The sequence below is a fragment of the Microbacterium sp. P5_E9 genome, assembly GCF_054049175.1.
This window is the reverse complement of record NZ_JBFUMV010000009.1, coordinates 66,377-92,204: the sequence shown is the minus strand read 5'-3', so window position 1 is coordinate 92,204 and position 25,828 is coordinate 66,377. Positions and strand designations below refer to the sequence as shown.

The 25,828-nt window shown below is 67.5% G+C and carries 25 protein-coding genes, 2 tRNA genes and 1 pseudogene; 11 read left to right on the top strand and 17 right to left on the bottom strand.

Translation table 11 applies throughout. The features are described 5' to 3' along the window. Positions 1-270: 270 nt before the first annotated feature. Positions 271-528 carry a hypothetical protein gene (locus ACXJ3V_RS12715; RefSeq protein ID WP_457100677.1) on the top strand — a complete coding sequence of 86 codons (258 nt, stop codon included), beginning with the start codon at positions 271-273 and terminating at the stop codon, positions 526-528. Beyond that, positions 525-1,541: a zeta toxin family protein gene (locus ACXJ3V_RS12710; RefSeq protein WP_457100676.1), complete on the top strand. Its 1,017-nt coding sequence runs from the start codon at positions 525-527 to the stop codon at positions 1,539-1,541. Before ACXJ3V_RS12715 ends, ACXJ3V_RS12710 begins: the two co-directional genes overlap by 4 nt. A gap of 37 nt (positions 1,542-1,578) precedes the next feature. Here the strand turns inward: ACXJ3V_RS12710 and ACXJ3V_RS12705 are convergent, their stop codons facing one another. From ACXJ3V_RS12705 to ACXJ3V_RS12685, 5 genes are all read right to left on the bottom strand, one after another. Then, positions 1,579-1,797 (bottom strand): hypothetical protein, encoded by a 219-nt coding sequence (locus tag ACXJ3V_RS12705; protein ID WP_457100675.1) that lies wholly within the window; start codon positions 1,795-1,797, stop codon positions 1,579-1,581. A gap of 541 nt (positions 1,798-2,338) precedes the next feature. Next, positions 2,339-2,626 carry a hypothetical protein gene (locus ACXJ3V_RS12700; RefSeq protein WP_457100674.1) on the bottom strand — a complete coding sequence of 96 codons (288 nt, stop codon included), beginning with the start codon at positions 2,624-2,626 and terminating at the stop codon, positions 2,339-2,341. Next, complete coding sequence (locus tag ACXJ3V_RS12695) at positions 2,623-3,381, bottom strand: hypothetical protein (protein ID WP_457100673.1); 759 nt, start codon at positions 3,379-3,381, stop codon at positions 2,623-2,625. Before ACXJ3V_RS12695 ends, ACXJ3V_RS12700 begins: the two co-directional genes overlap by 4 nt. A gap of 285 nt (positions 3,382-3,666) precedes the next feature. Next, positions 3,667-3,942: a glutaredoxin domain-containing protein gene (locus ACXJ3V_RS12690; RefSeq protein WP_457100672.1), complete on the bottom strand. Its 276-nt coding sequence runs from the start codon at positions 3,940-3,942 to the stop codon at positions 3,667-3,669. Beyond that, positions 3,939-4,190: a hypothetical protein gene (locus ACXJ3V_RS12685; RefSeq protein WP_457100671.1), complete on the bottom strand. Its 252-nt coding sequence runs from the start codon at positions 4,188-4,190 to the stop codon at positions 3,939-3,941. The genes ACXJ3V_RS12690 and ACXJ3V_RS12685 overlap by 4 nt, the downstream gene beginning before the upstream one ends. Positions 4,191-4,302: 112 nt before the next feature. Here ACXJ3V_RS12685 and ACXJ3V_RS12680 point away from each other — a divergent pair, with 112 nt between their 5' ends. From ACXJ3V_RS12680 to ACXJ3V_RS12660, 5 genes and pseudogenes are all read left to right on the top strand, one after another. Beyond that, positions 4,303-4,905, top strand: a complete 603-nt coding sequence (locus ACXJ3V_RS12680) for a hypothetical protein (RefSeq protein WP_457100670.1) — start codon at positions 4,303-4,305, stop codon at positions 4,903-4,905. After that, positions 4,898-6,019: a tyrosine-type recombinase/integrase gene (locus ACXJ3V_RS12675; protein WP_457100669.1), complete on the top strand. Its 1,122-nt coding sequence runs from the start codon at positions 4,898-4,900 to the stop codon at positions 6,017-6,019. Before ACXJ3V_RS12680 ends, ACXJ3V_RS12675 begins: the two co-directional genes overlap by 8 nt. Before the next feature lie 99 nt (positions 6,020-6,118). Then, a pseudogene (locus ACXJ3V_RS12670) lies at positions 6,119-6,229 on the top strand (DUF2510 domain-containing protein); the annotation flags it as partial. 162 nt (positions 6,230-6,391) lie between these two features. Beyond that, positions 6,392-6,835 carry a DUF4333 domain-containing protein gene (locus ACXJ3V_RS12665; RefSeq protein WP_457100727.1) on the top strand — a complete coding sequence of 148 codons (444 nt, stop codon included), beginning with the start codon at positions 6,392-6,394 and terminating at the stop codon, positions 6,833-6,835. 179 nt (positions 6,836-7,014) lie between these two features. Continuing rightward, a complete protein-coding gene (locus tag ACXJ3V_RS12660; RefSeq protein WP_457100668.1) occupies positions 7,015-8,259 on the top strand; it encodes an NYN domain-containing protein in 1,245 nt (414 codons plus the stop codon). A 166-nt stretch (positions 8,260-8,425) separates the two neighbouring features. Here ACXJ3V_RS12660 and ACXJ3V_RS12655 read toward each other — a convergent pair. The 6 genes from ACXJ3V_RS12655 to serS form a co-directional block, all read right to left on the bottom strand. Continuing rightward, positions 8,426-8,514: transfer RNA gene (locus tag ACXJ3V_RS12655), tRNA-Ser, on the bottom strand. Between the two features lie 72 nt (positions 8,515-8,586). Then, the gene (locus ACXJ3V_RS12650; protein ID WP_457100667.1) at positions 8,587-9,876 is read right to left on the bottom strand and encodes an LCP family protein; all 1,290 of its coding nucleotides are present in this window, start codon (positions 9,874-9,876) and stop codon (positions 8,587-8,589) included. A gap of 2 nt (positions 9,877-9,878) precedes the next feature. Continuing rightward, positions 9,879-11,144, bottom strand: a complete 1,266-nt coding sequence (locus tag ACXJ3V_RS12645; protein ID WP_457100666.1) for an LCP family protein — start codon at positions 11,142-11,144, stop codon at positions 9,879-9,881. A gap of 52 nt (positions 11,145-11,196) precedes the next feature. Next, positions 11,197-11,281, bottom strand: a tRNA-Ser gene (locus ACXJ3V_RS12640). A 116-nt stretch (positions 11,282-11,397) separates the two neighbouring features. Continuing rightward, positions 11,398-12,306, bottom strand: coding sequence for an HAD family hydrolase (locus tag ACXJ3V_RS12635; RefSeq protein ID WP_457100665.1), 909 nt, complete (start codon positions 12,304-12,306; stop codon positions 11,398-11,400). Then, positions 12,303-13,568, bottom strand: coding sequence for a serine--tRNA ligase (gene serS, locus ACXJ3V_RS12630; protein WP_457100664.1), 1,266 nt, complete (start codon positions 13,566-13,568; stop codon positions 12,303-12,305). Before serS ends, ACXJ3V_RS12635 begins: the two co-directional genes overlap by 4 nt. A gap of 54 nt (positions 13,569-13,622) precedes the next feature. Between serS and ACXJ3V_RS12625 the strand changes: the two genes are divergently transcribed. Continuing rightward, positions 13,623-14,621 (top strand): diacylglycerol/lipid kinase family protein, encoded by a 999-nt coding sequence (locus tag ACXJ3V_RS12625; RefSeq protein ID WP_457100663.1) that lies wholly within the window; start codon positions 13,623-13,625, stop codon positions 14,619-14,621. A 6-nt stretch (positions 14,622-14,627) separates the two neighbouring features. On the opposite strand, the gene ACXJ3V_RS12620 is transcribed toward ACXJ3V_RS12625, so the two are convergent. From ACXJ3V_RS12620 to ACXJ3V_RS12600, 5 genes are all read right to left on the bottom strand, one after another. Beyond that, a complete protein-coding gene (locus tag ACXJ3V_RS12620) occupies positions 14,628-15,590 on the bottom strand; it encodes a carbohydrate ABC transporter permease (RefSeq protein ID WP_457100662.1) in 963 nt (320 codons plus the stop codon). Then, positions 15,587-16,558 carry a carbohydrate ABC transporter permease gene (locus tag ACXJ3V_RS12615; RefSeq protein ID WP_457100661.1) on the bottom strand — a complete coding sequence of 324 codons (972 nt, stop codon included), beginning with the start codon at positions 16,556-16,558 and terminating at the stop codon, positions 15,587-15,589. The genes ACXJ3V_RS12620 and ACXJ3V_RS12615 overlap by 4 nt, the downstream gene beginning before the upstream one ends. A gap of 137 nt (positions 16,559-16,695) precedes the next feature. Next, entirely contained in the window at positions 16,696-18,114 is a 1,419-nt protein-coding gene (locus ACXJ3V_RS12610; RefSeq protein ID WP_457100660.1) for an ABC transporter substrate-binding protein, read from the bottom strand. A 31-nt stretch (positions 18,115-18,145) separates the two neighbouring features. Continuing rightward, on the bottom strand, positions 18,146-19,855 hold the full coding sequence (locus ACXJ3V_RS12605; RefSeq protein ID WP_457100659.1) for a glycoside hydrolase family 13 protein: 1,710 nt from the start codon (positions 19,853-19,855) through the stop codon (positions 18,146-18,148). A gap of 252 nt (positions 19,856-20,107) precedes the next feature. Then, complete coding sequence (locus ACXJ3V_RS12600; RefSeq protein WP_457100658.1) at positions 20,108-21,115, bottom strand: LacI family DNA-binding transcriptional regulator; 1,008 nt, start codon at positions 21,113-21,115, stop codon at positions 20,108-20,110. A gap of 108 nt (positions 21,116-21,223) precedes the next feature. Here ACXJ3V_RS12600 and ACXJ3V_RS12595 point away from each other — a divergent pair, with 108 nt between their 5' ends. Continuing rightward, positions 21,224-22,285, top strand: coding sequence for an MsnO8 family LLM class oxidoreductase (locus ACXJ3V_RS12595; protein ID WP_457100657.1), 1,062 nt, complete (start codon positions 21,224-21,226; stop codon positions 22,283-22,285). 248 nt (positions 22,286-22,533) lie between these two features. Here the strand turns inward: ACXJ3V_RS12595 and pheA are convergent, their stop codons facing one another. Next, positions 22,534-23,493: a prephenate dehydratase gene (gene pheA, locus ACXJ3V_RS12590; protein WP_457100656.1), complete on the bottom strand. Its 960-nt coding sequence runs from the start codon at positions 23,491-23,493 to the stop codon at positions 22,534-22,536. Positions 23,494-23,597: 104 nt separating this feature from the next. Between pheA and ACXJ3V_RS12585 the strand changes: the two genes are divergently transcribed. Both ACXJ3V_RS12585 and pgm read left to right on the top strand, forming a co-directional pair. Then, positions 23,598-24,116, top strand: coding sequence for a flavodoxin domain-containing protein (locus ACXJ3V_RS12585; RefSeq protein ID WP_457100655.1), 519 nt, complete (start codon positions 23,598-23,600; stop codon positions 24,114-24,116). Positions 24,117-24,161: 45 nt separating this feature from the next. Next, positions 24,162-25,805, top strand: coding sequence for a phosphoglucomutase (alpha-D-glucose-1,6-bisphosphate-dependent) (gene pgm, locus ACXJ3V_RS12580; protein WP_457100654.1), 1,644 nt, complete (start codon positions 24,162-24,164; stop codon positions 25,803-25,805). The last annotated feature ends 23 nt before the right edge of the window (positions 25,806-25,828 follow it).

Genomic DNA, 25,828 nt, shown 5'->3' with positions numbered 1-25,828 from the left:
GACGGCGCGCAGCCCCGGTGCCCGAACGACGGCATCGTGATGCGCGACATTCCCGGGGGCTGGAATTGCCCGGCTTGCGGACACGTCTACACACCCACGATTGTGCAACAGCAGCAGCAACCAGTGCATTTCGATGGACCGAGCATCCACGGTGGCTAATCGTCACTGTTGCGATTGTGCCCGTAGCCTGGCGCCGCGCGGGTCTTCCAGCGACACCGCACTCCTTCGTTGACCCGGTCAGCGGCTCGATAGAATTCGGCTGGAGGCAGAATGGGGCACGAATCTTCGGCGTGGCGCGCAGGTGATGCAGCTGCGTACGAAGCTGCGCGGGACGCCGCGAACACCCTGACAGCGCTTCTCTTTGCCGTGTCCGACGCTGACGCTCTCGAGCCAGCACTGGCGATCATCGAAGCCCAACGCATTCAACTCGACCTGCTCAGCATCAATGCATTCGATCGCGCAGACGTCGATGCTCTCCTCGAGCGGTTGAACGAGCGCGTCGCCGAACTCTCAGGACTTCTGCGGTGACCAACGGGACACTCAGCGACGAGGAGCTTCAGAGGCTCTTTGACGAGAAGATCGCCCCGGTGGTTTTCGCCGATCCCCCTTCGGCCGGCTCACCGGTCATGGTGCTCCTCGTCGGTCAGCCCGGCGCTGCGCCGCTCCGCGCTGCGAGCGAGTTGGTGCGTCAAACGCCTGACGGGATGGCGAGGGTCTCCGCGGCTGAACTTCGCGCATTCCATCCGCAGTTTCTTGAGCTCTCGCGCTCGCGCTCTCCGGAGGCTCCGCGCCTACTTGCCACATCGGCTGCAACCTGGATGCAAGGCGCTCTCCGGCACGCGCGCACGACACGGCGATCTCTATTGCTCGACGGAGCACGCAGCGCGGTGGAGACCAGCCTCACCGCCATCCGTCTGTTCTCGAACAGCGGGTTCACCACCCGGGTCGTCATGGTCGCCACACCGAGGCCCGAGAGCCTGCTGTCGACAGCATCCAAGTTCCTTCTCGACGCGAAGGCCGGACGGTCGACGCCCTTCACGGGCGTTGCAGAGCACGACACGAGGTTCGCGGAGACGCGTGAGCTAATCGCCGCACTTGAGGCAAAGCCGAGCGTTGATCGCGTCACCGTCCTGGACCGTGAAGGTCTCTTGCGATTCGATGCTGTTCGCACCGATGAAACGAGCTTCGTCGGGGCCGGACGCGTACTCGAACTAGAGCAGTCTGCGCCGATGTCTGCCTCGAAGGCGATGCGGTGGCTCTCAGAGCTGCGAGCGATGACGGACTACACCTTGTCACTGCGCTCGATCGCAGAGCCGTTGGCAGAGGTGCTGATCGAGTTGCATGAGCTCGCATTGCGGGAGGTTCTTCCCGAGCTCGGGCTGCCGCAGGACTCGGTCGCGCGGCCGACCGTCGAGGCGAACGTTGTCCGCCAACTGGTTGCGATTAGGGAGGCAACTTCGGTTTCGCGTCCGCCCAGCCCCGCACCGGCGCCCACGCCGGTCATTCCGGCGCCGCAACCTGACCGCGGTATCTCGATTTGAGCCACGACCCCCAGCCAAGAAAGCTGCTGAGCAGCGATCAAGCCAGGGTCGAGTAAGCCTCCGGATTCGCGCCGAGCGCGATGGAGATCGCGACCGCGGCGGCAGTGAGCACCCCCAACAGGACTGCAAGTCTCAGCCCTCCGCGACCGTTGCCGTGCACAGCTGCCGACGCCAGCGCGGGTAGGACGAGCATGAAGGCGACGCTGCACACCGCGAGCGCAGTGAACGCCATGACGAAGACGGTCTGCGTGTTCATGGCAACCTCAGACTCTCGGAGGGGTTTGTTGGGGCCAGTGTGATCCGGGGCACAGACATTCAGTTACGGCGCTCCTCGGTATCCACATTCCTCAGCCCAGTTCCGTCCATCCCTCCGACATTGGCGCATCAAGCGGTTGGGGGTGGCGGAGTGCCGGGTCGTGGAATAGCGGAGGCCCGGAGCGAAGCGGAGAGCCGAGCATATGCCGTCTGTGACTCTTGACCGCTCTATGGAAGCGCACCCGATGGATCCTCCTCGAGCGTCACCTTCGCTCCGACAATCGGCTGATCACGCGGGGAGGTGAGGACGGAGTGCCCGAGTGAGCGGTTGATAAGCGGAGCTCGGAGCGCAGCGGAGAGCGGAGTCTGCAAATAGCGAACGACAGGAACGGAGTCGTCACCTCCCCGCTACCCTCTCGCCGTCGGAGGAAGGAAACCACCCCGACGACCACTCATCACGGACCGCTTGACACACATAGAAGCATCGAAAGCCCGGCGCGAACCCGGACACGTCCGCCACACTCTCGCGCTCGGAGGGCTGGTCATCGCGGCCCTGCCAGCGCCCTGAGATCGGCGATGAAGGCACGACGATCGGCGTCAGGGTTCGAGATTACCTCGGCGATTCGCCGACGCCATTCCGCGCGCACGAGCGGGTCCAGCCCTCGTGCCGGAGCCATCGCCCAGTCGACATCCTCGTAGACGGTGTATCCGTCCTCTTCGACGTTCTTCCCGGGGTAGTAGGCGAATGTCGCCGAGGCTACGCGGGCGAGGACGGTGTCGACGACCTCGGGCTCCAAGAACACGACGGCTCCTCTCGTCAGGATGTTCATAGCGATAGTCCTCCAGATGTCATCGTGAATGTGGGACGCGGCGCATGCACCGGCGCAGTGCGGCGCGGTTCGTGGCGGAGTCGGTCGTTGATGAGGCGGGCGATCGCGTCCATGCGAGCCTGCTCCGCGGCATCCGCTTCTCGTTTGGCCCGTGCAGTCGCCTCTCGCGCCCGCTGCTCGCTCGTGCGAACCGGACGCGCGCGGTCAGCGTCTTCGGCGATGGCTGATGCGATGCGAGCACGCTCGCAGTCTCGCGCCCACACGGCGAGTTCCTTGGGCGTGGGCTTCGGCTCACTGCGGAGAACCGCAAGATCTCCTGGGCTGCGAGGACGGGTGAAGAAGTCGTCGGCCGCTTCGCGGTTCGCGGCGAGCTCTTGCTGTGGGAGCCGGTGGATCCGGCGCGCGGGAAGCCCGACCTCGCGCCGACGTTTCTCCCGCGCCCGCCACTGCCTCTGCGTCTCCAGCTGCTTCTCCCGATTCGCCCAGTAGTACGCGCGGCGCCGCTCTTTCACCTCTCCACCGTGCTCGGCGTAGTAGCGCAGCGCCGCCTCGCGCTTCGCCTCGGGATTCTCGCGATGTTTGGCGCGCAGCTTCGCGTTCTCCTGCTCGCGGTGAGTGTCGTGCCACCGCTTGTTGCGCAGCCGCTTCGCCTCGCGGTATCCCTCCGGGTCGGCTGCTCGCTGAGCCGCGCGGCGCTCCCGCTGATACTCGAGGTGCGCCTCCGGGTTGGCCGCGTAGCGTTTCCGCGCTTTCACGCGACGGCCTTCCTTCTCTGCCGCCTCCTTGCGAAGTTGAGCTACACGTCGGCGGGCGTAATCGCGCTTCTCGGCGAGGACGCGATCTCGGTGTACTTCATTGAACCGGTCTCTGTACTCCTTCACCTTCTCCGGATGCGCGGCCTTCCACTGCCGACTCTTCTGTCGAATGTGGTCAGCGTGCTTTTCGCTGTATCGCAGAGCGCTCGCGCGCTTCCGTTCAATCCGTTCCTCCTCGGAGGCCGCCTCCCGGCCCCGGCCCTCCCGAAAGGCCTCAGCCATGGTTCAGCGCTCCTCGATGCCCGATGAAAGCTGGAAACGTGCGGCGAGCGCCCGAATGCGCTCGGGTTCGAATCCCGACCAGTGCTCGCATCCATCGATCTCCACGACCGGAGCGCTCGCGTAGCCGAGGTCGCGCGTCACATGGTCGCGATCACGGGCGTGGGCGGGTTCGGTGATGTCGATGCTCTCGAACGCGAGGCCGACAGCATCCATCACCTGCTTTGTCAGCTTGCACTGCATGCAGGCGTCACCTGTCGTGTAGACGACAACCCTGGTCATCTCGACCGCCGCCCCATGCTCAGCCGACCATCGCCGATCTGCCGATGGGTATTCGCCTTCTCCCAGTCGTGGATGGCGCGAACGCTGTATGCGACCGATTTGCCGAACTTCGTGAACTCCGGGCCACCGCCGTACTTTCGCCACCCTGTTAGCCGGCTGAGCGGGCACCTCAGGCGTTCGGCCAGCTCGAAGGGGCTGAGGTAGGTGTGGTCCGGATCAGTGCAGTCGATCGGTGTGAGTGTGAACACGATTGACCCTCCGTTGCATATCCTCCAGTAGGTTTAACCTGAGTGAAGCACTTTCTGATACCCTATGCAAGAGGTAATGCAGAAGCGCCGTGCGGTTAGACAGACTAGGGAGGTGAAGGTCGACGTGAAGACACTCGATGGTCGGAAGGTGACGTGGCGTGAAGCCACCCAGCCCATCGGGTCCGCACTGCGCATCGCGCCCGCATTCGTGGCAACGACGATGGATGCGGCTGTGGGGGTCGAGACATCCGTCACGGCCCGCTACGTGCGCAGCGAGGGTCGCTATGTCATCAAGGGCGTGACGAACACCGCCACGCGCGACGACGTCGAACTCAACTACCCCACCGTCGCGAAGGTGGGAATGCAGGCGATCGTGCAGACGGCGGCCCCGCGCTGCATCTTCCTGACGCTCGAGGACGAGGACGATCCGCTCGCGGAATGGCTGTCCGTGGATCAGCTGACGACGGCTGCAGGGCGCATCCTCCCGCCGCTTGTCGCAGCCGAAGTCGTTAAGCGCGGTGGAGGAGATGCTCGCATGGAGGTCGTCGAGCTGCTCTACGGCAGCGCGGCGCTGGCTGGACTGCCGCCGGCGAAGTTGCTCCAGCATGAGCTCGGCATCCCCCACCGCACCGCATCGCAGTGGATCATCGACGCACGCAAGGCGGGCCGCCTCGTTGGCATGAATTACAACGCCGGTCGACCGGCGGGTGGGTAGCGTCCAGGCCTACACGACGGCCAAGGGCAAGCGGTACGAGGTCCGCTACAAGAAGCCCGACGGTTCGCACGGCGGCAGGCGTGGCTTCATTCGCAAGCGGGATGCCGAGGTCTGGCTCGCCGAGATCGAGACGTCGCGTGCGAAGGGTGCGTACATCGACCCTCAGGCTGCCAAGGTCACCATCGAGACGCTTGGGCCTATCTGGCTCGAAGCGAAGCGGGCGTCGATGAAGCCATCCTCGTTTGCTCCGGTAGAGACCGCGTGGCGTCTGAGGGTGAAGCCGATCTGGGGACGCTGGGAAGTGGCGGACATTCGACACACCGACGTTCGCGCTTGGGTCGCGAAGCTGACGGGCGAGCTCGGGGCGACGGTCACCATCCGGACGTTCGGGGTGCTCGCCAGCATCCTCGATGACGCCGTCTATGACGGCCGAATTGCATCGAACCCTGCGCGTATGGGAAGGATCGGACTGCCGAGGAAGACCCGAGGTCGGCACGGCTACCTCACCCACGAGGAGGTCATGCGGCTCGCGCGGCATTCCGGCGATCGTGCTCTGCTCGTGCTGCTGCTTGCGTACACCGGCATCCGGTGGGGCGAGGCGACCGCGCTACGTGTGAAAGACATCGACGCAGCCAAGGGTCGGCTCCACATCCACGCGAATGCGGTCGAGGTGCACGGTCAGATCCACGTCGGTACGACGAAGTCACACAAGGGCCGGCTCGTCCCGGTTCCGGCGTTTCTCGTCGAGGAGCTCCTGGTCGCAACCGCAGGTAGTTCGAGCGACGGGCTGGTGTTCTCAGCTCGGGACGGCGGCTTCATGCGGCGCACCCGGACGAGTGATGGCTCGAAGTCATGGTTCAAGACCGCGCTCGCGAAAGCTGACCTGCCGCTGATGACGATTCATGACCTACGGCACACGGCTGCGTCATTGGCCGTGCAGTCGGGCGCGAACGTGAAGACAATCCAGCGCATGCTCGGCCATACGTCTGCGGCCATGACGCTCGACGTGTACTCGGACCTGTTTGAAGAGGACCTCGACGCGGTGGCCAGCGCTCTTGATCGAGCAGCGACAAAGGTTGGCGTGTGGCAGATGGGTAGCCACGATGACGCCTGACCGAGTGGCGGGGATACGTGTCGCGAGTCTGTCGTCACGACCCGATACGTTTCTCTTTAGGCCAGGCGCGGGGGCGCCGCTCATGTGACTGGGGAGACGATGACAGATGGAACGAGCGCGGGCGGACCCCCGCCCGGCTGGCTGCACGACAGCAACACCCAGCAAACGCGCTGGTGGGACGGCACTCGCTGGACAGAGCACGTTCGCCCTGCCGAACCCGTGCGCCAGCCAGCCCGCACCGCTTCAGGGTCCAGCGCGACGAGTCCGCACTACGGGCAACCCCAGCCGTACGGCTCCTTTTCATACGCCTCAGCACCGCTGACGTCGACAAACGGCCCGGCGAAGGCATCTCTCATTCTGATCTTGCTGCTCGTGCTAGGCGTCAGCGCCATCCTGTGGTTTCTGACGGGCGCAGATCCAGTGATGCGACTCGTCTTCGGCGCGCTCAACATCCTCATGGTGGTCGCTGCGTTCATTCTGGCGATCATCGGCCTTGTGATCGCCATACGGCGACCCACGAAGAAGCGGGAGTCGATCTTCGCCCTCGTGGTGTCGTCCATCTTCCTCGTCTTGATCGGCGGCACGATGATCGTGAACGCGAACCAGCTCGACGTCCCGGCCTTGGAATCGCAGATCGGGACTTGGGCGACCGCACAGACGGGCGAGGCGGTAGTCGTCACGTGTCCCCCGAACCCGTCATCTGGCGTCGGCGATGTGTTCTCGTGTACCGCGACAGGCGCGTCAGGGTCCAGCTACGTCATCAACGTGACCATGCTCGACGACTCGAACGTGACGTGGGAGATGGTCCAGCCGTAACCCTGCGAGGTCAACGTCTACGTGCGCTGCAAACGGAAGAAGTGCAGAACAAGGGCGTTACGCGATCCTGAGCCGTCAACCGGCTCGGCTCAGCCTCACATCGGATCTCGCCGGGCAAGATGGTGATCGTGACTCATGGTGAAGCTGGGCCGCTCGGATCGCGCAGACTCCGCTCGGCCATGTTCGTCGACTTCGACAACGTCTACTCAGGACTCCAGCGCCTCGATGCCGACGCGGCAAAGTCGTTCGCTGAAGATCCTGCGCGTTGGGTCGACATCCTTGCAACAGGGTCCGACGTGGATGGGCCGTTCACCCGCCGCTTCCTGATTCGCAAGTGCTACTTGAACCCGGCACCGTTCTCTCGCTACCGACCCAACTTCACCAGAGCCGGATTCCAAGTGGTCGATTGCCCCTCACTCACGCAGCAGGGCAAGTCAAGTGCAGACATCAACCTCGTGCTCGACGCCGTGGACGCACTGAGCGCGCGGACCACGTTCGATGAGTTCATCTTCCTCAGCGCGGACGCCGACTTCACCCCGCTCATTGCGCGTTGCCGAGCGGCGGACCGTCATGTGACGATCATCACTTCAGGGCCAGCAGCGGCCGCCTATCGGGCCTCTGCAGACACGGTCCTGGGAGCGGACGCACTGATTGCCCTCCTGACCAGACCGGAGCCGCATGAGCCCGCCCCTGCGGTGGAGGGTCAGACGACGTCAGGTACCGGCCACTCTGCCGAGCCAACAACGGCCGCAGCCGCGAATCCAGGAGCCGCTGCCAATGCGGTTCGCCATCTCGCCGAGTCCGCAGCCCGTCCTGTGGCCCTCTCAGCGGCGGCAGCTGCCGCTCTCCGTGTTGAGCCATACCTTCGCGATTCCAATTGGGATGACTCGGGTTCTTTCAGCGCATGGCTCGAGCGCACTCTCCCGGATCTGTCGGTCGACACCCGCACTCCCGGATATGTGTGGGATGCGACGCGATTCAGCCAGGCAGACATCCCTGAGCCGACCCCCACCAGCGCCGCCCCGGCTCCGGGGCCGGACGAACTGCAACGTCAGGTGAGCAGCATCACCGAGGTCCCACCTCTCAGCCAGTCGGCGTACCGTGCGCTGCTGGAACAGCTCGCCTTCGACCTCGCACTGTTCCCGTTCAGTCGCACAGAGACATCGAAGCGTGTCCGCGACGAGTGTGCCCAGAGCGATTCCCCGATCGGGCGTGCATCGATCAACTTCGTCATCAATGGGTTGCTCTTCGCAGGCGCCGACCTTCAAGGCGAGCCGACGGCCTCCGATCTAGCTGCGATCTGGTCAGAGAACGTGCTCGGGCTATGCCGGGGCGCCCGGATCGAGCTCAGCCCCGCCGAGCTCGAAGAGGTCGCGAGCTGGGTGAGCGGTGGGCTCGTAGAGCTTGTCTCGAGCGAGGAGTAACCCGTCGTACCGCCAAGTCCTCAACACCATTCGGGATCGCATGCGCGACTGGCCACGAGCGATGTGCCCGCGACTTTACGCATTCCTTACGCAAACGGCGATTCTATGAGAAAGCTATGGCCCGCGATCCCAGTGTTTTCAAGGGATCGAGGGCCAAAACAGTGAGCGGAGACGGAGGGATTTGAACCCTCGGACCCCGTGAGGGGTCTCCACCTTAGCAGGGTGGTGCACTAGGCCGAACTATGCGACGTCTCCAGGCATCCTGTCGCCGAAGCGATTGAATGCGCCCAGCAATCATAACCGCTCGCGCCTGAGGGAACGAACGCGCTAGCGCTGCGGCACCGTGCAGGTCACCTGTGCCGCGGTGGTCCCGGCGATGGAGTCGGGCAGCTCGACCCGCTCCTCAGCGGCGGAGGTCGCAGACGGCGTAGCCGCGGCATCCGGAGTCGCCGAAGGAGTCGACGAGGGAGCAGGTGGGGCCGCTTCGCCCTCGACTTCGACGCCGTAGCCCTGACTTGTATCGCCGGTGAGAGTGATGGCCTGGTTGTCGCGCAGAGCCTGCATCAGCGCCTCGGCGGCCGCCGTGACGGGCATCACATCGCTGCGGCCGATGCCGGGGCGGTAATACGTGGGGTACTGGACGAAAACGATGTCTTCGTACGCGACATCCTTGAGGGCCATCGCGATCTGCACCATGAGCGTCGGGCTCGTGAGCGACTGGCTCAGCACGAGCTGGCGACTGGTCACCTGGTTCATCGCCGTCGTCGCAAGCCGGAACAGCACGGTCGGGTCGGCGAGCACCGACTCGGACTGCAGCTTGCGCACCATCGACGACATGAACTGCTGCTGGTTCGAGATGCGACCCAGGTCGGAGCCGTCGCCGATGCCGTGCCGGATGCGCAGGAACTGCAGCGCCTCGGCTCCCTGGAGTGTGTGATGGCCCGCGGTGAGGCTCAGTCCGGTGTTGCCGTCGCTGATGTCGCCCGCCACGCAGACATCGACGCCGCCTATCGCATCGGACATGTTGATGACGCCCGTCCACCGGATCGCCGCGGCGAACTCGATGGCTTCGCCGGTGAGCTCCTCGATGGTCTGCGCTGTGCAGGCCAGCCCGCCGCGGAAGTACGAGGCGTTGAGCATCGTCGCGTTCGACGCCGGGTACTGCTTGCCGTCCGCATCCTGGCAGGCGGGAACGTGCACGAGCATGTCGCGCGGGAACGACACGACAGTGACGCGACGCGGGTTGTCGGTGATGTGCACGAGCATCGTGACGTCGTTGCGCTCCCCCGGCGAATCGTTGTTCGCGCAGCGCGGGAACAGGGCGAGGTCCTGCCCTTCGCACGAGTCGGTGCCCACCACCAGCAGATCGACGCCGCCCTCGATCGCGCCCAGGGACGGCGGGATCACCTCGTCGGGATGCAGCTCGACGGCGTTGTCGCCGAGGGCCGTGGTCGCGTCCCACACGCTGAACGCGGCGATGCCGCCGAGACTGACGACGATGACCGCGAACGCAATCACCAGCATCGACAGCAGCCGGAGGATCGGATGCCGCGCCTCCGCGGCCGCGTGGCGCGCCAGGGTGGGCTGCGCCCTGGGCGCCCGGGAAGGTGCCGTCACGCTCAGCCCTTGACGTTGCCGTTCGAGCAGGTCTGCTGGGCCGCGGTCTGCCCGGCGATCGACTCAGGCAGCTCGATCGCGGTCTCGGTCGGAGCCGGCGTCGCCCCCGTGGTTGCCGCCGGGTCAGGCGTAGCGGGCGTCTCCGGCTCGACCACGACGACACCGTCGCCCTGGCTCACCTCGCCGGTCAGCTGCAGCGGCTGGTTGGTCGCCAGCGCGGCCCAGAGCGCCTCGGCGGCGTCGTAGTTCGGAACCACCCGGTTCGGATCCGCGGGGTCGTCGTTCACCGGGTACTGGATGAACACGATCTCGCTGAAGGGCACGTTCTTGACCGCGAGCGCGATCTGCACGAGCGTCAGCGGGTTGGTGAGGCTCTGCGACGGCGTGATGTTGTCGACCGCGGTGGTGGCGAGCTTGTACAGCGTGCCCGGGTTCGTGAGCACCTCTTCACTGACGAGCTTGTTCGCGAGGCGGGACATGTACTGCTGCTGGTTGGAGATGCGCCCGAGGTCGCCGCCGTTGCCGACGCCGTGCCGAGTGCGCAGGAACTGGAGCGCCTCAACGCCCTGGATCGTGCGCGTGCCGGCGGGCCAGTTGATGCCCGTGTACGGGTCTTTGATGCCCTTGGCGAGACACACGTCGACTCCGCCGATGGCGTTGGTGATCTCGATCACGCCGCCCCAGGTGATCTTCGCCGAGAACTGGATCGGCACGCCGGTGAGCTTCTGCACCGTCTGCACGACGCAGTTGAGCCCGCCGTAGTAGTAGGAGTTGTTGAGCATCTGCTTGCTCATCGCCGACGACGTCTTGCCCGTCTCGGGGTCGGTGCACTCCGGGATCGGGATCATGAGGTCGCGCGGGAACGAGACGACCGTCACCCGGCGCGGGTTGTCGGAGATGTGCAGGAGCATGTTCACATCGTTGAGCTCGCCCGCGGCGTCCTTGCCGGTGCAGCGGTCGCCGAAGATGGACGCGTACGCCGCTTCGCAGGCATCCGTGCCGACCAGCAGCAGGTTGACGCCGCCCTCGATCGCCCCGATGTCGGGTGGAACGGCGTCCTGCCCCTCGATCTCGATGGCGCCGCTGGCGTAGCTGCTGGTGATGTCGTACGCGGCATACGCGGCGACAGAGAACCCGGAGACGAGCACGACGGCCAGGATCACGCCGATGATCGTCATGATCTGGGCGAAGGGATTCGGCGACTTGAGCGCCCCGTGGCGGGCAACCGTGCGACGGCCACGCCTGGCGGGCTTGGTCGGCTGGCTCACTCGGGTCCTCTCGGGGGTTGGATCACACCCCGATCCGGGGTGCCCGCATCGGCGGAGGGTGTGGGATTCGAACCCACGGGACATTGCTGCCCACTGGTTTTCAAGACCAGGTCCATCGGCCGCTCGGACAACCCTCCCGAAGGACGACCGCACTGCTGCGGCATCCAACGAACCGGCACCGAGTCTAGTCGACGGGCCTGCCAGCCATTGTTTCAGGGGCGCCTGAAGAGGTCCTGAACGGCCCGATCAGCGCTTAGAGCTTGCGCAGCACGTCGGCGACGCCGCCCGCCTGCACCGACGCGGTGGTCTCGCCCGCGGCATCCCGAACCTCTTTCGGACCCTGTGCCATCGCGACCGCCCGACCGCCGTGCTCGCGCGCCCAGCGGAACATGCCCACGTCGTTGCGACCATCGCCGATCACGAGGACATGCTCGGGGTCGCCGCCGAGCCAGTCGCGCACGCGCTCGAGCGCGGTGCTCTTGTCGACGCCCATCGGGGCGATGTCGAGCCAGGCGGTCCACCCGATGGCGTACGAGACATGGTTGAGCCCGATGCGGGCGACCAGGTCGACGAACTCGCTCTCGGTCTTGCCCGGCGACACCACGACCACGCGGCAGACGGGCTGGTGGGCGAGATCTTCGAAGGGCACGCGCTTGGCGCCGGTGAGGTTCCAGTCCTCGAGGAACTCGGTGTAGAGGCGGCGCCCATCGGCGAGTTCGACCATGTAATGCGCGTCCGGCAGGTGGTCGCGCAGGAGCGTCAGCACTTCGGTCGCGTCGAACGTCTCGATGTGGAAGCGCTCGTACCGCGCCTCGTCGCCCTCGACGCGCCGCATGATCACTGCGCCGTTCGAGCAGACCACGAATTCGGGCGCGATCTGGAGCACGTGCAGGATGCCGCGGGTGCCCTCCCAGGATCGTCCGGTGGCGAGCATCACCTCGTGTCCGGCGCGGTGCGCGTGCTCGACCGCTTCGACGACACCAGGGCTCAGCGACTCGTCTTCGAGCAGCACCGTGCCGTCGATGTCGAGCACGATCAAGAGGCGCTCGGTCGCGACATCCGGATTCTCGGTGTCGCGGGCAACCTGCTCGACGAGCTTGGCGGCTTTCTGGGGCTTGACGACCTTGACGCTGCCGGTGGCCGGCAGGTGCGCGTCCGTCACGCGATCGGCTCCATGACCTCGAGACCGCCGAGGTACGGTCGCAGCGCCTCGGGCACGGTCACCGAGCCGTCGGCGCGCTGGTGCGTCTCGAGGATGGCGACGATCCACCGGGTGGTCGCGAGCGTGCCGTTGAGGGTCGCGACATGGGCCGTCTTGCCGCCGTCGGGGCGATGACGGATGTCGAGCCGCCGCGCCTGGTAGGTCGTGCAGTTGCTCGTGCTGGTGAGCTCCCGGTACGCACCCTGCGTGGGAACCCACGCTTCGATGTCGAACTTGCGCGCCGCGCTCGAACCGAGGTCGCCGGCGGCGATGTCGATCACGCGGTACGAGAGCCCGAGGTCCTGCATCATCCGCTCCTGCAGCTGCACGAGGCGATCGTGCTCGGCCTCGGCGTCATCGAGGGTCGTGTAGATGAACATCTCGAGCTTGTTGAACTGGTGCACGCGGATGATGCCGCGGGTGTCCTTGCCGTACGACCCCGCCTCGCGCCGGTAGCAGGTCGACCATCCCGCGTAGCGCTTCGGCCCGCGCGCGAAGTCGAGGATCTCGTCCATGTGGTACCCGGCGAGCGGCACCTCGCTCGTGCCCACGAGATAGAGGTCGTCCTCCTGCAGGTGGTAGACCTCGTCGGAGTGCTGCCCGAGGAATCCGGTGCCGCGCATGACCTCGGGGCGCACCAGGGTGGGCGGCACGATCGGGATGAAGCCCTCCTGCAGCGCCCGATCGAGGGCGAGGGTCATGAGCGCGAGCTCGAGGCGCGCGCCGATGCCGGTGAGGAAGTAGAAGCGACTCCCCGAGACCTTCGTGCCGCGCTCCATGTCGATCGCGCCGAGCAGCTCGCCGAGCTCGAGATGATCGCGGGGCTCGAAGTCGAAGGCGACCGGCTCGCCGTGTGTGCGGAGGGTGACGAAGTCGTCTTCGCCCCCTGTGGGGACGCCTTCGATGACGACGTTCTCGATGCGGGAGACGACGGCATCGGCATCCGTCTCCGCCACCGTCACGGCGTGCTGCGCCTGCTTGACCTGCTCGCTCAGCCCCTTGGCCTCGGCGATGAGGGCGGCCTTCTCGTCTTTCGGCGCCTGGGCCACGCGTTTGCCGTGGGCGTTCTGGGCGGCGCGGAGCTCCTCGAACGCCGTGATGGCGGCCCGCCGTGCGCTGTCGGCGGCGAGCGCCTCGTCGACCAGGTCGGGTGACTCGCCGCGCGCCTGCTGCGAGCGCTTGACCAGCTCGGGATTCTCACGAAGAAGCACAGGATCGATCACCCGTCAATCCTAGTCGGGGCCGTTGGGCGGCATCCCGAGGACTATCGTGGCTCCATGACCGACGCCGCCGCCCCTCTGAAGCGGGCCGCGCTCGTGTACAACCCGATCAAGGTCGACGCCCCGGTGCTGCGGGCGAGCGTCGAGCGGCTCTCGGCCGACGCGGGCTGGGGCGAACCGCACTTCTACGAGACGACGGTCGAAGACCTCGGTCAGGGTCCCACCCGCCAGGCGATCGCGGAGGGCGCATCGGCGGTGCTGGTCGCCGGCGGCGACGGCACGGTGCGCGCCGTCGCGGAGGCGATGACCGGCACCGGCGTGCCGCTGACGATCGTCCCGAGCGGCACCGGCAACCTGCTGGCGCGCAACGTCAACCTGCCGCTGACCGATCCGGAGGCGATGATCCAGGCGACCTTCGAGGGCGACATCCATCCCACCGACATCGGGGTGGCGAACATCACGCGCCCCGACGGCACGACCGAGGAGCACGGCTTCGTCGTGATGGCCGGGATCGGCCTGGACGCGGCGATGATCGCGAACACCAGCGCCCAGCTGAAGAAGTCGCTCGGCTGGTTCGCCTATGTAGAGGGCGCGGCCCGTTCCCTGCCGAACGCGAAGCCGTTCCGGGTGATGTACCAGATCGAGGGCCACCGCCTGCACACCGCCCGCGTGCAGAGCATGCTGTTCGCGAACTGCGGGGCGCTGCCGGCCGGCATCGCCCTGATTCCGGATGCCTCGATCTCGGACGGCATCCTCGACGTCATGGTGATCCAGCCCTCCGGCCCGTTCGGCTGGCTCGGCGTGGGCCGCAAGGTGTGGTGGGACAACAGCGTGCTGCGGCGCTCCCGCGCCGGCCGGCTGGTGCTGCAGCGGCGGGGACGGGATGCCTCGATCCACTACTTCCGCGGACCCTCCGTCGAGACCGCGACGACGCCGGCGCAGCCGATCGAACTCGATGGCGACGAGTTCGGCGACGCCGTGCGGATCGTCTGCCGCATCGAGCACGGCGGACTGGTGCTCGCCGTGCCCGCCGGCCACAAGACCTCGGCGCTGTAGCCCCGGTCAGCCCTTCACCGCGCCGCCGAGGCCGGCCGAGCGCAGGAACACGCTCTGGAAGAGCAGGAACATCGCGATCGGGATCAGGGTCGCGATCGCGAGCGCCGCGAGGAAGACGTCCAGCTCGGTCGACGGCTGAATGGCCGGCAGGCGCACCGAGAGCGGCTGCACCGCGGGGTCGGGCAGCACCAGCATCGGCCAGAGATAGTCCTTCCACGCGGCGATGATCGCGAAGACCGAGACGACCCCGAGGATGGGCTTCGACATCGGCAGCACGACCGACCAGAACAGCCGGAACGGGCCCGCGCCGTCGGTCTTCGCCGCCTCGAACACCTCCCGCGGCAGATTGTCGAAGAACCGCTTCACCAGCAGGATGTTGAACGCGTTCGCGGCCATCGGCAGCCACACGGCCAGGTAGTTGTTGAGCAGGGAACCGCCGATGAGCGGCGGGTGCACGATCGTGAGGTACAGCGGCACGAGCAGCACGATGCCGGGAATGAACAGGGTCGCGAGCACCAGCGCGTTCAGCACCGGTGCATACCTCGGACGCAGCACCGACAGCGCGTAGCCGGCGGTCGTCGCGACGAACAGCTGGAAGAACCAGGCTCCCCCCGCGATGACGATCGTGTTCCAGAAGTACTGGTCGATGTGCACGTCGTTCCACGCGGTGGACAGGTTCGCCCAGTCGATGCCGTTGGGCCAGAGCGCGAACGGCTGCGAGATCGTGTCCTGCGTCGGGGTGACGGCGGACTTGGCGAGCCAGAGGATCGGTCCGAGCCCCGCGATCGTGAGCGAGACCAGCAGGAACACGTGCGTGACCGACATCCCGAACCGTGTTCCGCGGCGCCGCCGCTCCGATCCGGAGATGATCGTGCGCTCGGACATGTCGTCGAGCGACGCGCGCTTGCGACGCCGAGTGAGAAAGCCCCGCATGCCCTCTCTGACCTGGGCTGTGGTCATCGTCGTCATGTCGTGCTCCAGCGGTCGGTCAGCTTGAAGTAGAGCCAGGACAGCACCGCGAGCACGATCGCCAGCAGCACCGACACGGCGGTGGCCTCGCCCAGGTCGCCGCCGAGACTGTTGCGGAACGCCTTGTCGTAGATATAGAGCAGGATCGTCCGCGTCGCACCGACCGGTCCGCCCCCGGTGAACAGGAACGGCTCGAGGAACACCTGCGCGGTCGCGATGACCTGCAGGATCAGCATGATGAACAGGATGCCGCGCAGCTGCGGCACCGTGACGTGCCAGATCTTGCGCCAGATGCCGGCACCGTCGACCTCGGCCGCGTCGTACAGCTCCGGCGGCACCGACAGCAGCGCGGCGAGATAGATGATGATCGACCCGCCCGCCGCCGCCCAGGTCGCCTCGATCACGAGGGACGGCATCGCCTGCGCCGCCGACTGGATCCACGGCTGCGGGGGGATCCCGAACCACCCCAGCGCGGTGTTGAACACGCCGGAGGGGTCGGCGCTGTAGAAGAACTTCCACAGCAGCACCGCGACGACCGGCGGGATCACGACCGGCAGATACGCGAGCGCCGAATACAGCCCCTTGCCGCGCTTGACCTCGCTCATCAGCACCGCCATGAACAGCGGCAGCGGAAAGCCGAACAGCAGCGCGAGCAGCGCGAAGTAGATAGTGTTCAGCACCGCCTTGCCGAGGGCGGGGTCGGTGAGCACGACGACGTAGTTGTCGAAGCCGACCCACTCCGAGACGATCAGGTTCGTCTTCTGCAGGCTCATGATCACCGACTGGAAGATCGGCCGCCACGAGAAGAAGAAGAACACGAAGACCATCGGCGCGACGAACAGCAGGTTCGCGAGCCCGCCGCCGCGGTACCACGTCAGGGGCGTCCGGCGGCGGTGGCGGCGCCGCGCGGGCGGAGCGGTGGGAGCGACGGATGCCGCGGCCGGCCGCTCCGGAGTGGTCATGGTCATGTCAGATCTCCGGTCGCTGAGCCTGTCGAAGCGTGAGCTTGTCGAAGCGTCGGGGTTGTCGGGGAAACGGCCCTTCGACAAGCTCAGGGACCGGCGGGTGGATGCCGCGGCCCGGCCGGGCCGCGGCATCCGTCCTGCTACTTGTCGAGCTCCGCCTGCGCGTCGGTCTGCGCCTGCGCGAGGAGAGCGTCGATGTCGGCGTTCTCGTCGGTCAGGACCGCCTGCACGGCGTTGTCGAGCAGGGCGTAGATCGCCTGCGTCGCCTTCTTCGGCTCGCCCACCGGCGTCTGGTCCCAGATGCCCTCGGTGAAGCCGGTCATCTGCTCGCGCGGCACATTGATGTACGGCTCGATCCAGGTGAGGGACTCCTCGTACAGCTCCCGGTTCAGGATCGGCAGCACCGGGGTGCCGACGGCCTGGTCGGACTCGGCGAGGGTCTTGGCGTCGAGTACGGCGGCGTCCTCATCGAGCAGCTTCTGCATGTAGTACCAGTCGATCCACTTCACTGCGGCCGCCTTGGTGTCCTTGTCCACGGTGGGGCTGATGACCGCGATGTCACCGCCGCCGAGCGTGCCCGGCTCGGGACCTTCCGTCGGGATCACCGTGAGGCCGTAGACGGCTGGGTCGAGGCTGAAGTCGCGCACGAGCGCCGTGTAGATGTCCGACCCGGTCGTGTACATGCCGATGTTCCCGGCCGCGAACTCCTGGTTGATCGATCCCCAGTCGAGGTCGGCCCTGGCACCGAACGAGTCGTCCTCCCAGCGCAGGTCGTGCAGGAACTGCAGCGTCGCCCGCGTGCCGTCGTTGTCGACGGTCGACGTGGCCGACCCGTCCTCGTTGTCGGTCTGCGTGCGGTAGCCACGGGCCACGGTCTGGGCCGTGAGCTGCCAGCCGCCGGTGTTGGCGGTCGCCATCTGCGCGTAGCCGGCCTTGCCGGTGGCGTCGTGGATCTGCTTCGCGTACTCGCGGACCTCGTCCCACGTCGTCGGCGGAGAGTCAGGGTCGAGCCCGGCAGCCTCGAACAGCTCGCGGTTGTAGTGCAGGCCCATCGCATAGGCCTGACGGGGGAACCCGAAGACGTTGCCGTCGGAGTCGGTGACGCCGTCGAGGAGGATCGGGTTGAAGCTGTCGGCGTAGCCGAGCTCCTTGACCTCGGCGGTGACGTCGGCGAGCTGTCCGTTCTCGATCAGCGTCTTGGTGTCGGTGAACGGCACCGTGAACACATCGGGCAGGCTGCCTCCGGCGAGCTGCACGGCGAAGGTCGGGCCGGTCCACCGGTACTCCTCGCCGATGATGTCGATGTCGGGGTTCTCCTTCTCGAACTGCTTCTCCTGAGCCTCGAAGGCGGTGTAGGCCGCGGCATCCGCTCCGGGCGGGAACGTCGCAACGCGCAGTTCGAGCTTGCCGTCGCTGCTGTCTCCGCCGGACGGGGCGCATCCCGCGAGCGCTCCGACCGATGCCGCGACTGCGACACCGGCGAGCAGGACCCTTGCTGGTGACTTCATCGTCTTTCCTTTCTTGGTGAGGGATGTCGTGTCGGCCTCTCTCTTCGACACGTCAGCTCCTCGGGGTGTGGGTGGTGGGGATTTAGGACTCGGGCGTGGGTGCAGCGCGCAGCCAGGCTGCGGAGTTCGCTGGCAGCTGCGACCCTTCGATCGGTGCGCTGCAGATCAGCACCGCCTCGTGGGAGGGCAGCGCGATCGGCACATCGGAGGTGTTGACGACGCACAGGACGTCGGCCCCACGGCGGAAGGCCAGGACGTCGGGGCCGAGGCCGTCGATCCACTCGAGGGGTCCGTCGCCCAGGCCGGGCAGCTCGCGGCGCAGCCGCAGCGCCTCACGGTAGAGGTTGAGGGTCGAGTGCGGGTCGCGCTTCTGCGCCGCCACGGTGAGCGCGGCCCACTCCGGGGGCTGCGGCAGCCAGGTGCTGGTGCCGGCGGGGCTGAAGCCGAACGGGGGCCGATCCTGCGACCACGGCAGCGGGACGCGGCATCCGTCCCTCCCAGGATCGATGCCGCCGGACCGGTAGTGCATCGGGTCCTGGATGAGATCGAGCGGAAGGTCCTCGACTTCGGGGAGGCCGAGCTCGTCGCCCTGATAGATGTAGAGGCTGCCCGGGAGGGCGGCGACCAGCAGCGCGGCCGCGCGGGCGCGGCGCAGGCCTGTGTCGGGGTCGGTCGGCACGCCGAACCGCTTCTTGAGGAACGCGAACGCGGAGTCCTCGCGGCCGTAGCGTGTGACCGGCCGGGTGACGTCGTGGTTCGACAGCACCCAGGTGCTCGGTGCCCCGACCGGGGCGTGCGCTGCGAGGGTCGCCGAGATCGATTCGCGGAAGGATGCCGCGCCCCACGGCCGCGCGAGGAAGTCGAAGTTGAACGCGGTGTGCATCTCGTCGGGGCGGAGGTAGGCGGTGAACCGCTCGATGTCGGGCACCCAGATCTCGCCGACCAGCACGCGCGTGCCGGGGTAGGAGTCGGCGATGGCCCGCCACGCGCGGTAGACGTCGTGCAGTTCGTCGCGGTCCTCGGTGGGGTGGTCGGGCTTCTCGCCCACCTCGGGGAGGTCGGCGTCCTTGATGAGCAGGGCGGCCGAGTCGATGCGCACGCCGGCGACCCCGCGGTCGAACCAGAACCTCAGGATCTCCTCGTGCTCGCGGCGCACGTCGGGGTGGTTCCAGTTCAGGTCGGGCTGCTCGGGGGTGAACATGTGCAGGTACCACTCCCCCGGCGTGCCGTCGGGGTCGGTCGTGCGGGTCCACGTCGAGCCCTGGAAACTCGACACCCAGTGCGTGGGGATCTCGTCGCCGCGCTCGCCCTTGCCGGGGTGGAACCAGAATCGCGCGCGCTCGGGGCTCCCTGGTCCGGCGGCGAGCGCCGCCTGGAACCATTCGTGGCGGTGGCTGATGTGGTTGGGGACGACGTCGATGATCGTGCGAATGCCGAGGGCCAGGGCCTCGGCGATGAGCGCCTCCGCCTCGGCCAGCGTGCCGAACTGCGGGTGGATCGCGCGGTAGTCCTCGACGTCGTAGCCGCCGTCCGCCATTGGACTCGGGTACCAGGGGTTGAACCAGATCGCATCGACGCCGAGATCCTTGAGGTAGCCGAGGCGGCTGCGCACCCCGGCGAGGTCGCCGGTGCCGTCGCCGTTCCCGTCGGCGAAGCTGCGGACATAGACCTGGTAGATGACGGCGGACCGCCACCACAGCGGGTCGGCGGTCGAGGGGTGCACGGCCGAGCGGCGCCCAGAGGCCTGACCATCGCGGGTGAGGACGTCGCTGTCCACGGGGCTCCTCGTCATCGGGGAAAGTCTTCGTGCGATGAATGTATCTTCGGCGTGAGTAGTGCGCAAGTCTTTGACAGTTGCGCGCAAGATCACGATTGTGCATCGGCGCGCCGAATGGGACCCTTCGACAGGCTCAGGGACCGATGCGCAGCTCAGGGACCGGCGCTCGAGCACGAAGGCGGTCGCTGAGCTTGTCGAAGCGTCCGGCGTCACGCATCGGACCTTTCGACAAGCTCAGGGACCGAGGCTCGGCTCAGGTGCCGAAGCTCAGGCGGGGACGGGGCCCGTCGACGAGCGCAGCACCAGCTCGGGCTCGAACAGCAGTTCGTCGCCGGCGTCGGCCGAGCCGGCGATCTGGGCGAGGAGCAGCTCGATCACGGTGCGGCCCATCGACTCGATGGGCTGGCGAACAGTGGTCAGCGGCGGCTCCGTGCAGCTCATGAGCGCCGAGTCGTCGAAGCCGACCACGCTGATGTCGTCGGGCACGCGCAGCCCCGCACGGCGGGCTGCCCGCACCGCACCCAGCGCCAGCGGGTCGCTCGCGCAGACGATCGCCGTGGCGCCGGCGGCGAAGAGCCTGGTTGCCCCGGCCTGGCCGGATTCGAGGGAGTACAGCCCGCGGATGATCATCGCGTCATCCAGCGGGGCGCCCAGTCGCTCGAGCAGGCGGCGCGCGGCCGTGAGCTTGCGCTGCGACGGGATGTGGTCATGCGGACCGAGCAGCAGGCCGATCCTGCGATGGCCGAGCTGGTGCAGGTGGAGCACGGCCTGCTCGGCCGCGGCCGCGTCATCCGTCGACACCGTCGCGAACCGCAGTTCCGGAATGCGCGCGTTCACCAGCACCGTGGGAAGGTTGACCTGGCGGAGTCGCTCGTAGTGATCATGGACGGCCTCGGCCTGGCTGTAGTTGCCGCCGAGGAAGATCACACCAGACACCTGCTGCTGCAGGAGCAGGTCGATGTAGTCCGACTCGGTGATGCCGCCGGCGTTCTGTGTGCACATCAGGGGCGTGTAGCCGTTCTGGGTGAGCCCCCCGCCGACGATCTCGGCGAGCGCGGGGAAGATCGGGTTGGTGAGCTCGGGCAGCACCAGGCCGACCAGCCGGGCCCGTTCGCCGCGGAGCTTCGTGGGCCGCTCGTAGCCGAGCACGTCGAGCGCCGTCAGCACCGCCTGGCGCGTGGCATCCGACACTCCCGGCTTGTCGTTGAGCACCCGGCTGACGGTGGCTTCGCTGACTCCGACCTTGCGCGCCACTTCGGCGAGACGCTTCGACATGCGCTCAGTGTACGCAATCTTCTTGCAAGATCACGCAAGCCCTTGCAAGCGATCACGCGATCGACTGCATTCGGAATGTCCGGGGTGCAGCGACGGTTGCCCTCAGCGATGAACACCGCCTTCCCCACCCCGGCCCTTTCCGTTCTCGACCTCGTGCCGGTGCGCGCCGGGCAGACGAGCGTGCAGGCGGTCGCGGCATCCCTCGCCCTCGCCCAGATCGCCGACCGGCTCGGGTTCCGCCGCTACTGGTTCGCAGAGCACCACAACATGCCCGCGGTCGCCTCGACGACGCCGCCGGTGCTCATCGCAGCAGCGGCCGCACGCACGACGCGGATCCGGGTCGGGTCGGGCGGGGTCATGCTGCCGAACCACTCCCCGCTCGTCGTGGCCGAGCAGTTCGCCGCGCTCGAGGCGCTCACCCCCGGTCGCATCGACCTCGGCATCGGGCGCGCGCCCGGTAGCGACCCGGTGATCACCCAGCTGCTGCGGATGTCGGGCACCACCAGCGACGTCGAGCGGTTCCCCGAGCACATCCGCGACATCCGCTCGCTGCTCAGCGCCGAAGGTGCGGCCGTGCGCTTCACCAGCGGTGAGACCTACGACCTGCACGCGACGCCCGCCGCAATCGGCACCCCGGAGATCTGGCTGCTGGGATCGAGCGACTACTCGGCGCAGCTCGCCGCGGCCCTCGGACTGCCGTACGTGTTCGCGAACCACTTCTCCGGCGAGGGACTCGAGCGCGCGCTCGACCTGTACCGCGGCGAGTATCGCCCGAGCGAGGCGAATCCCGATCCGCGCACGTTCCTCACCGCGAACGCCGCCGCGGCACCGACGGCCGCGGAGGCCGAGGAGCGCGTGCTCCCGCAGCTGCGGGTGATGGCGCGGCTGCGCCAGAACAAGCCGCTCCTCCCACTGGAGACCGTCGAGCAGGCCCAGGCCGGGGCATCCGACTTCGACGCGCTCGGCGCGCAGATCATGGCGGGCACGCGGGCGAAGTGGTTCGTCGGCACCGGCGAGTCCGTCGCGGCGGAGCTCACGGCGTTCGCCGCGCGGCACGGTGTGGACGAGGTCATGATCTCGCCGATCGCGGGCGCCTACGACGGGGAGACGACGGATGCCGCGCCCGGCCGCGCGCAGACGCTCGAGCTGCTCGCCGCGGCGATGGGCTGAATTCCGGTCGGGGCGGGCCATCCACCCCTCGGCATACCTTCGCTTTCCTCATTGAACTTCACGTTCACATGACTCGCTGCACTCGTGTGAGCGCGAAGTTCAATGAGGTTTGAGAGAACATCAAACCCGAAAACGCCGATAGCCCGGGTGAACCCGGGCCTCACGATGACGGCCGTTCGCAACGTGGTCGCTCAGGGCGGAGTGACCAGATAAGCGGCGGCGTCGGCGCGAGCCGGCCCCGCTGCTGATCAGGCCTCGGGCTCGCCGCTGACGAGGCCGCGCAGCCAGTCGCGCGCCTCGATGAAGACGTCGTCGGAGTAGCGGTCGGGGTAGCGCACGACGGCGCGATCGGCGCGGGGGTACGACCCGAGGAAGATCACCTTGGGGCTGAAGCGGCGCAGGCCCAGCAGGGCGTCGGCCATCCGCTCGTCCTCGATGTGCCCGTCGGCGTCGATGACGAACCGGTACCGACCGAGCGCATCGCCGATCGGCCGCGACGCCAGGAGCGAGAGGTTGATCCCGCGCGTCGCGAACTGCTCCAGCATCTCGAGCAGGGCACCCGGGTGGTCATCGGGCAGTTCGACGATGAGCGAGGTCTTGTCGGCGCCGGTCGGTGGGGGTGCGGCGACCGTGCGGCTAACCAGCACGAACCGGGTGACCGCGTTCGGGTTGTCGCCGATGTTCGAGGCGAGCAGTTCGACCTCGTGGTGGTCGAGGATTCCGGGGGGCGAGATCGCGGCATCCGCATCACTCGTCCCATCGATCAGTCCGACGGCGCTGGCGACATTGCTCGCCGCGGGGATGTGCGCGTGGGCGGGGAGCGCCTGGGTGAGCCACTGCAGGCACTGCGCGTAGGCGACCGGGTGGGCTGCGATGAGCGAGACGTCCTCGAGCTTGGTGCCGGGCCTTGCGACGAGCACGAACTCGACGGGGACGAGGTACTCCCCCACGATCCGCAGGCCGGGCATCGTGGCGAGGGCGTCCTGCGCGGTCGAGACCCCGCCGTCGATCGAGTTCTCGATCGCGATCATCGCGGCATCCGATCGGCCCTCGACGACATCCGCGAGCGCTTCCCCGACGTTGCGGACCGAGTGCCACACGTGGCCCCGCGCCTCGGGCACCTGGGCGAGCGCCGCCTCGGTGAAGGTGCCGGCGGGCCCGAGGTAGCTGTAAGTGCGGCGGGCGGGCTCGTCGGGCTGGTCAGTCACCCGATCAGCCTAGCCGCGGGGGTGTCGGCGCCCGCGAGCGGAATCCCCGGACCCGGGGGACCTTCGACCCTGTCCGGTGCGGCCGACGGAGAGACAGTGCAGATATGACACGCGTATTGGTCACCTATGCCAGCAAGCACGGCTCCACCGAGGAGATCGCGCGAGCGATCGCGCACGAACTTCGCGAGCGCAACCTCGACACCGACTGCGTCGGCGTCGGGGATGCCAGCCTCGGCGCGTTCGACGCCGTCATCCTGGGCAGTGCCGTCTACATGGGGCGGTGGCGCAGCGAAGCGCGGCACTTCCTCAAGAAGCACCGCGACGCCCTCGCGACGATGCCGTTCTGGATCTTCAGCTCAGGCCCGGTGGGCGAGAAGGCCGACGACGAGATCGAGCAGAATTCGAAGTGGCTCGAACCGCACCGGATTCTCGAACTCGCCGAATCGGCCGGTGTGCGCGGCCACATCGCGTTCGCCGGCCGGCTTCCCACTGATCCCCACGGATTCGTTGAGACCTCGATGGTGCGCAACACCCCCGAGGAGTTCCGCGATTCGCGGGACTGGGACGCTATCCGCCGGTGGGCCGACGAGGTGGCGGAGCAGCTGCAGCCGGCGCACGCGTGACGACTTCGGCTGTCGCGGCGCGGCGAGAGCGGGCAGACTGAGCACATGAGCCGAGCAGGACAGCCCGCGGAAGCATCCGACCTCATCGACATCGATGATCTGATCGCCGCCTATTACGACAGAAAGCCGGATGCCTCGGTCCCCGAGCAGCGCGTCGCCTTCGGCACGAGCGGCCACCGCGGATCCGCACTGAGCACCAGCTTCAACGAGGACCACATCCTCGCCACCACCCAGGCGATCGTGGACTACCGCAACAGCCAGGGCATCTCAGGACCCCTCTTCCTCGGCCGCGACACCCACGGGCTGTCGTTGCCGGCGGAGCGCACGGCCATCGAGGTGCTGGTCGCGAACGGGGTCGATGTGCGCGTCGATTCGCGCGACGCGTGGGTGCCGACCCCGGCGCTCAGTCACGCGATCCTGGCCTACAACCGGGGCCGTCCGCTGGATGATCCGGGCCGGTCGGACGGCATCGTCGTCACGCCCTCGCACAACCCGCCGCGCGACGGCGGATTCAAGTACAACCCGCCGAACGGCGGCCCGGCCGACACCGACGCCACCGGCTGGATCGCCGACAAGGCGAACTCCTACATCGCCGCGAGCCTCGACGGCGTCCAGCGCACCCGCTACGCCGACCTCGACGACGAGACGCTGGGGCAGTACGACTTCCGCGACGCGTACGTGCGGGACCTCGTCAACATCATCGACATCGATGCGATCAAGCGCGCCGGTGTGCGCATCGGCGCCGACCCGCTGGGCGGGGCATCCGTCGACTACTGGGCCCTGATCGCAGAGCTGCACGGACTCGACCTCACGGTGGTGAACCCCGACGTCGACCCCACCTGGCGGTTCATGACGCTGGACTGGGACGAGAAGATCCGGATGGATCCGTCGTCTCCGTCGGCGATGGCGTCGCTGGTCGCTCGACGCGATGAATACGACATCCTGACCGGCAACGATGCGGATGCCGACCGGCACGGCATCGTGACGCCCGATGCCGGGCTCATGAACCCGAACCACTACCTCGCGGTCGCGATCGACTACCTGTACTCGCACCGTCCGAATTGGCCGGCGGATGCCGCGATCGGCAAGACCCTCGTCTCCTCGATGATCATCGACCGGGTCGCGGAGTCGCTGGGCAGGCGCCTGCTCGAGGTGCCGGTCGGGTTCAAGTGGTTCGTGCCCGGCCTGCTCGACGGGTCGGTCGCGTTCGGCGGCGAGGAGTCGGCCGGGGCGTCGTTCCTGCGGTTCGACGGAACGGTGTGGACCACCGACAAGGACGGCATCCTGCTGTGCCTGCTCGCCTCGGAGATCCTCGCCGTCACCGGCAAGACGCCGTCGCAGCGGTACGCGGAGCTCGAGGCCGAGTTCGGGGCATCCGCCTACCAGCGTGTCGACGCGCCGGCCACGCCCGCGCAGAAGGCCGCGCTCGGAAAGCTGTCGCCGGATGCCGTGACCGCGACCGAGCTCGCCGGTGAGCCGATCACCGCCAAGCTGTCGCACGCGCCGGGCAACGGCGCCGCGATCGGCGGGCTCAAGGTGCAGACCGAGCACGCCTGGTTCGCCGCGCGCCCGTCCGGCACCGAGGACGTGTACAAGCTCTACGCCGAGTCGCTGCGCGGCCCGGAGCACCTGGCCGAGGTGCAGGAGGAGGCCCGCGCGGTCGTCGCCGCCGCCCTCGGCGGAGTCTGACGCTCACGGGCCGCGAGCCGATA

Bases quoted from the DNA above. Each gene is read 5' to 3' on its own strand.
- ACXJ3V_RS12700 (WP_457100674.1), bottom strand. From the start codon at position 2,626: ATGAACATCCTGACGAGAGGAGCCGTCGTGTTCTTGGAGCCCGAGGTC.
- ACXJ3V_RS12625 (WP_457100663.1), top strand. From the start codon at position 13,623: ATGACCGACGCCGCCGCCCCTCTGAAGCGGGCCGCGCTCGTGTACAAC.
- ACXJ3V_RS12690 (WP_457100672.1), bottom strand. From the start codon at position 3,942: ATGACCAGGGTTGTCGTCTACACGACAGGTGACGCCTGCATGCAGTGC.
- ACXJ3V_RS12585 (WP_457100655.1), top strand. From the start codon at position 23,598: ATGACACGCGTATTGGTCACCTATGCCAGCAAGCACGGCTCCACCGAG.
- ACXJ3V_RS12620 (WP_457100662.1), bottom strand. From the start codon at position 15,590: ATGACGACGATGACCACAGCCCAGGTCAGAGAGGGCATGCGGGGCTTT.
- ACXJ3V_RS12615 (WP_457100661.1), bottom strand. From the start codon at position 16,558: ATGACCATGACCACTCCGGAGCGGCCGGCCGCGGCATCCGTCGCTCCC.
- ACXJ3V_RS12595 (WP_457100657.1), top strand. From the start codon at position 21,224: ATGAACACCGCCTTCCCCACCCCGGCCCTTTCCGTTCTCGACCTCGTG.
- ACXJ3V_RS12660 (WP_457100668.1), top strand. From the start codon at position 7,015: ATGTTCGTCGACTTCGACAACGTCTACTCAGGACTCCAGCGCCTCGAT.
- ACXJ3V_RS12600 (WP_457100658.1), bottom strand. From the start codon at position 21,115: ATGTCGAAGCGTCTCGCCGAAGTGGCGCGCAAGGTCGGAGTCAGCGAA.
- ACXJ3V_RS12705 (WP_457100675.1), bottom strand. From the start codon at position 1,797: ATGAACACGCAGACCGTCTTCGTCATGGCGTTCACTGCGCTCGCGGTG.
- pgm (WP_457100654.1), top strand. From the start codon at position 24,162: ATGAGCCGAGCAGGACAGCCCGCGGAAGCATCCGACCTCATCGACATC.
- ACXJ3V_RS12715 (WP_457100677.1), top strand. From the start codon at position 271: ATGGGGCACGAATCTTCGGCGTGGCGCGCAGGTGATGCAGCTGCGTAC.
- ACXJ3V_RS12605 (WP_457100659.1), bottom strand. From the start codon at position 19,855: ATGACGAGGAGCCCCGTGGACAGCGACGTCCTCACCCGCGATGGTCAG.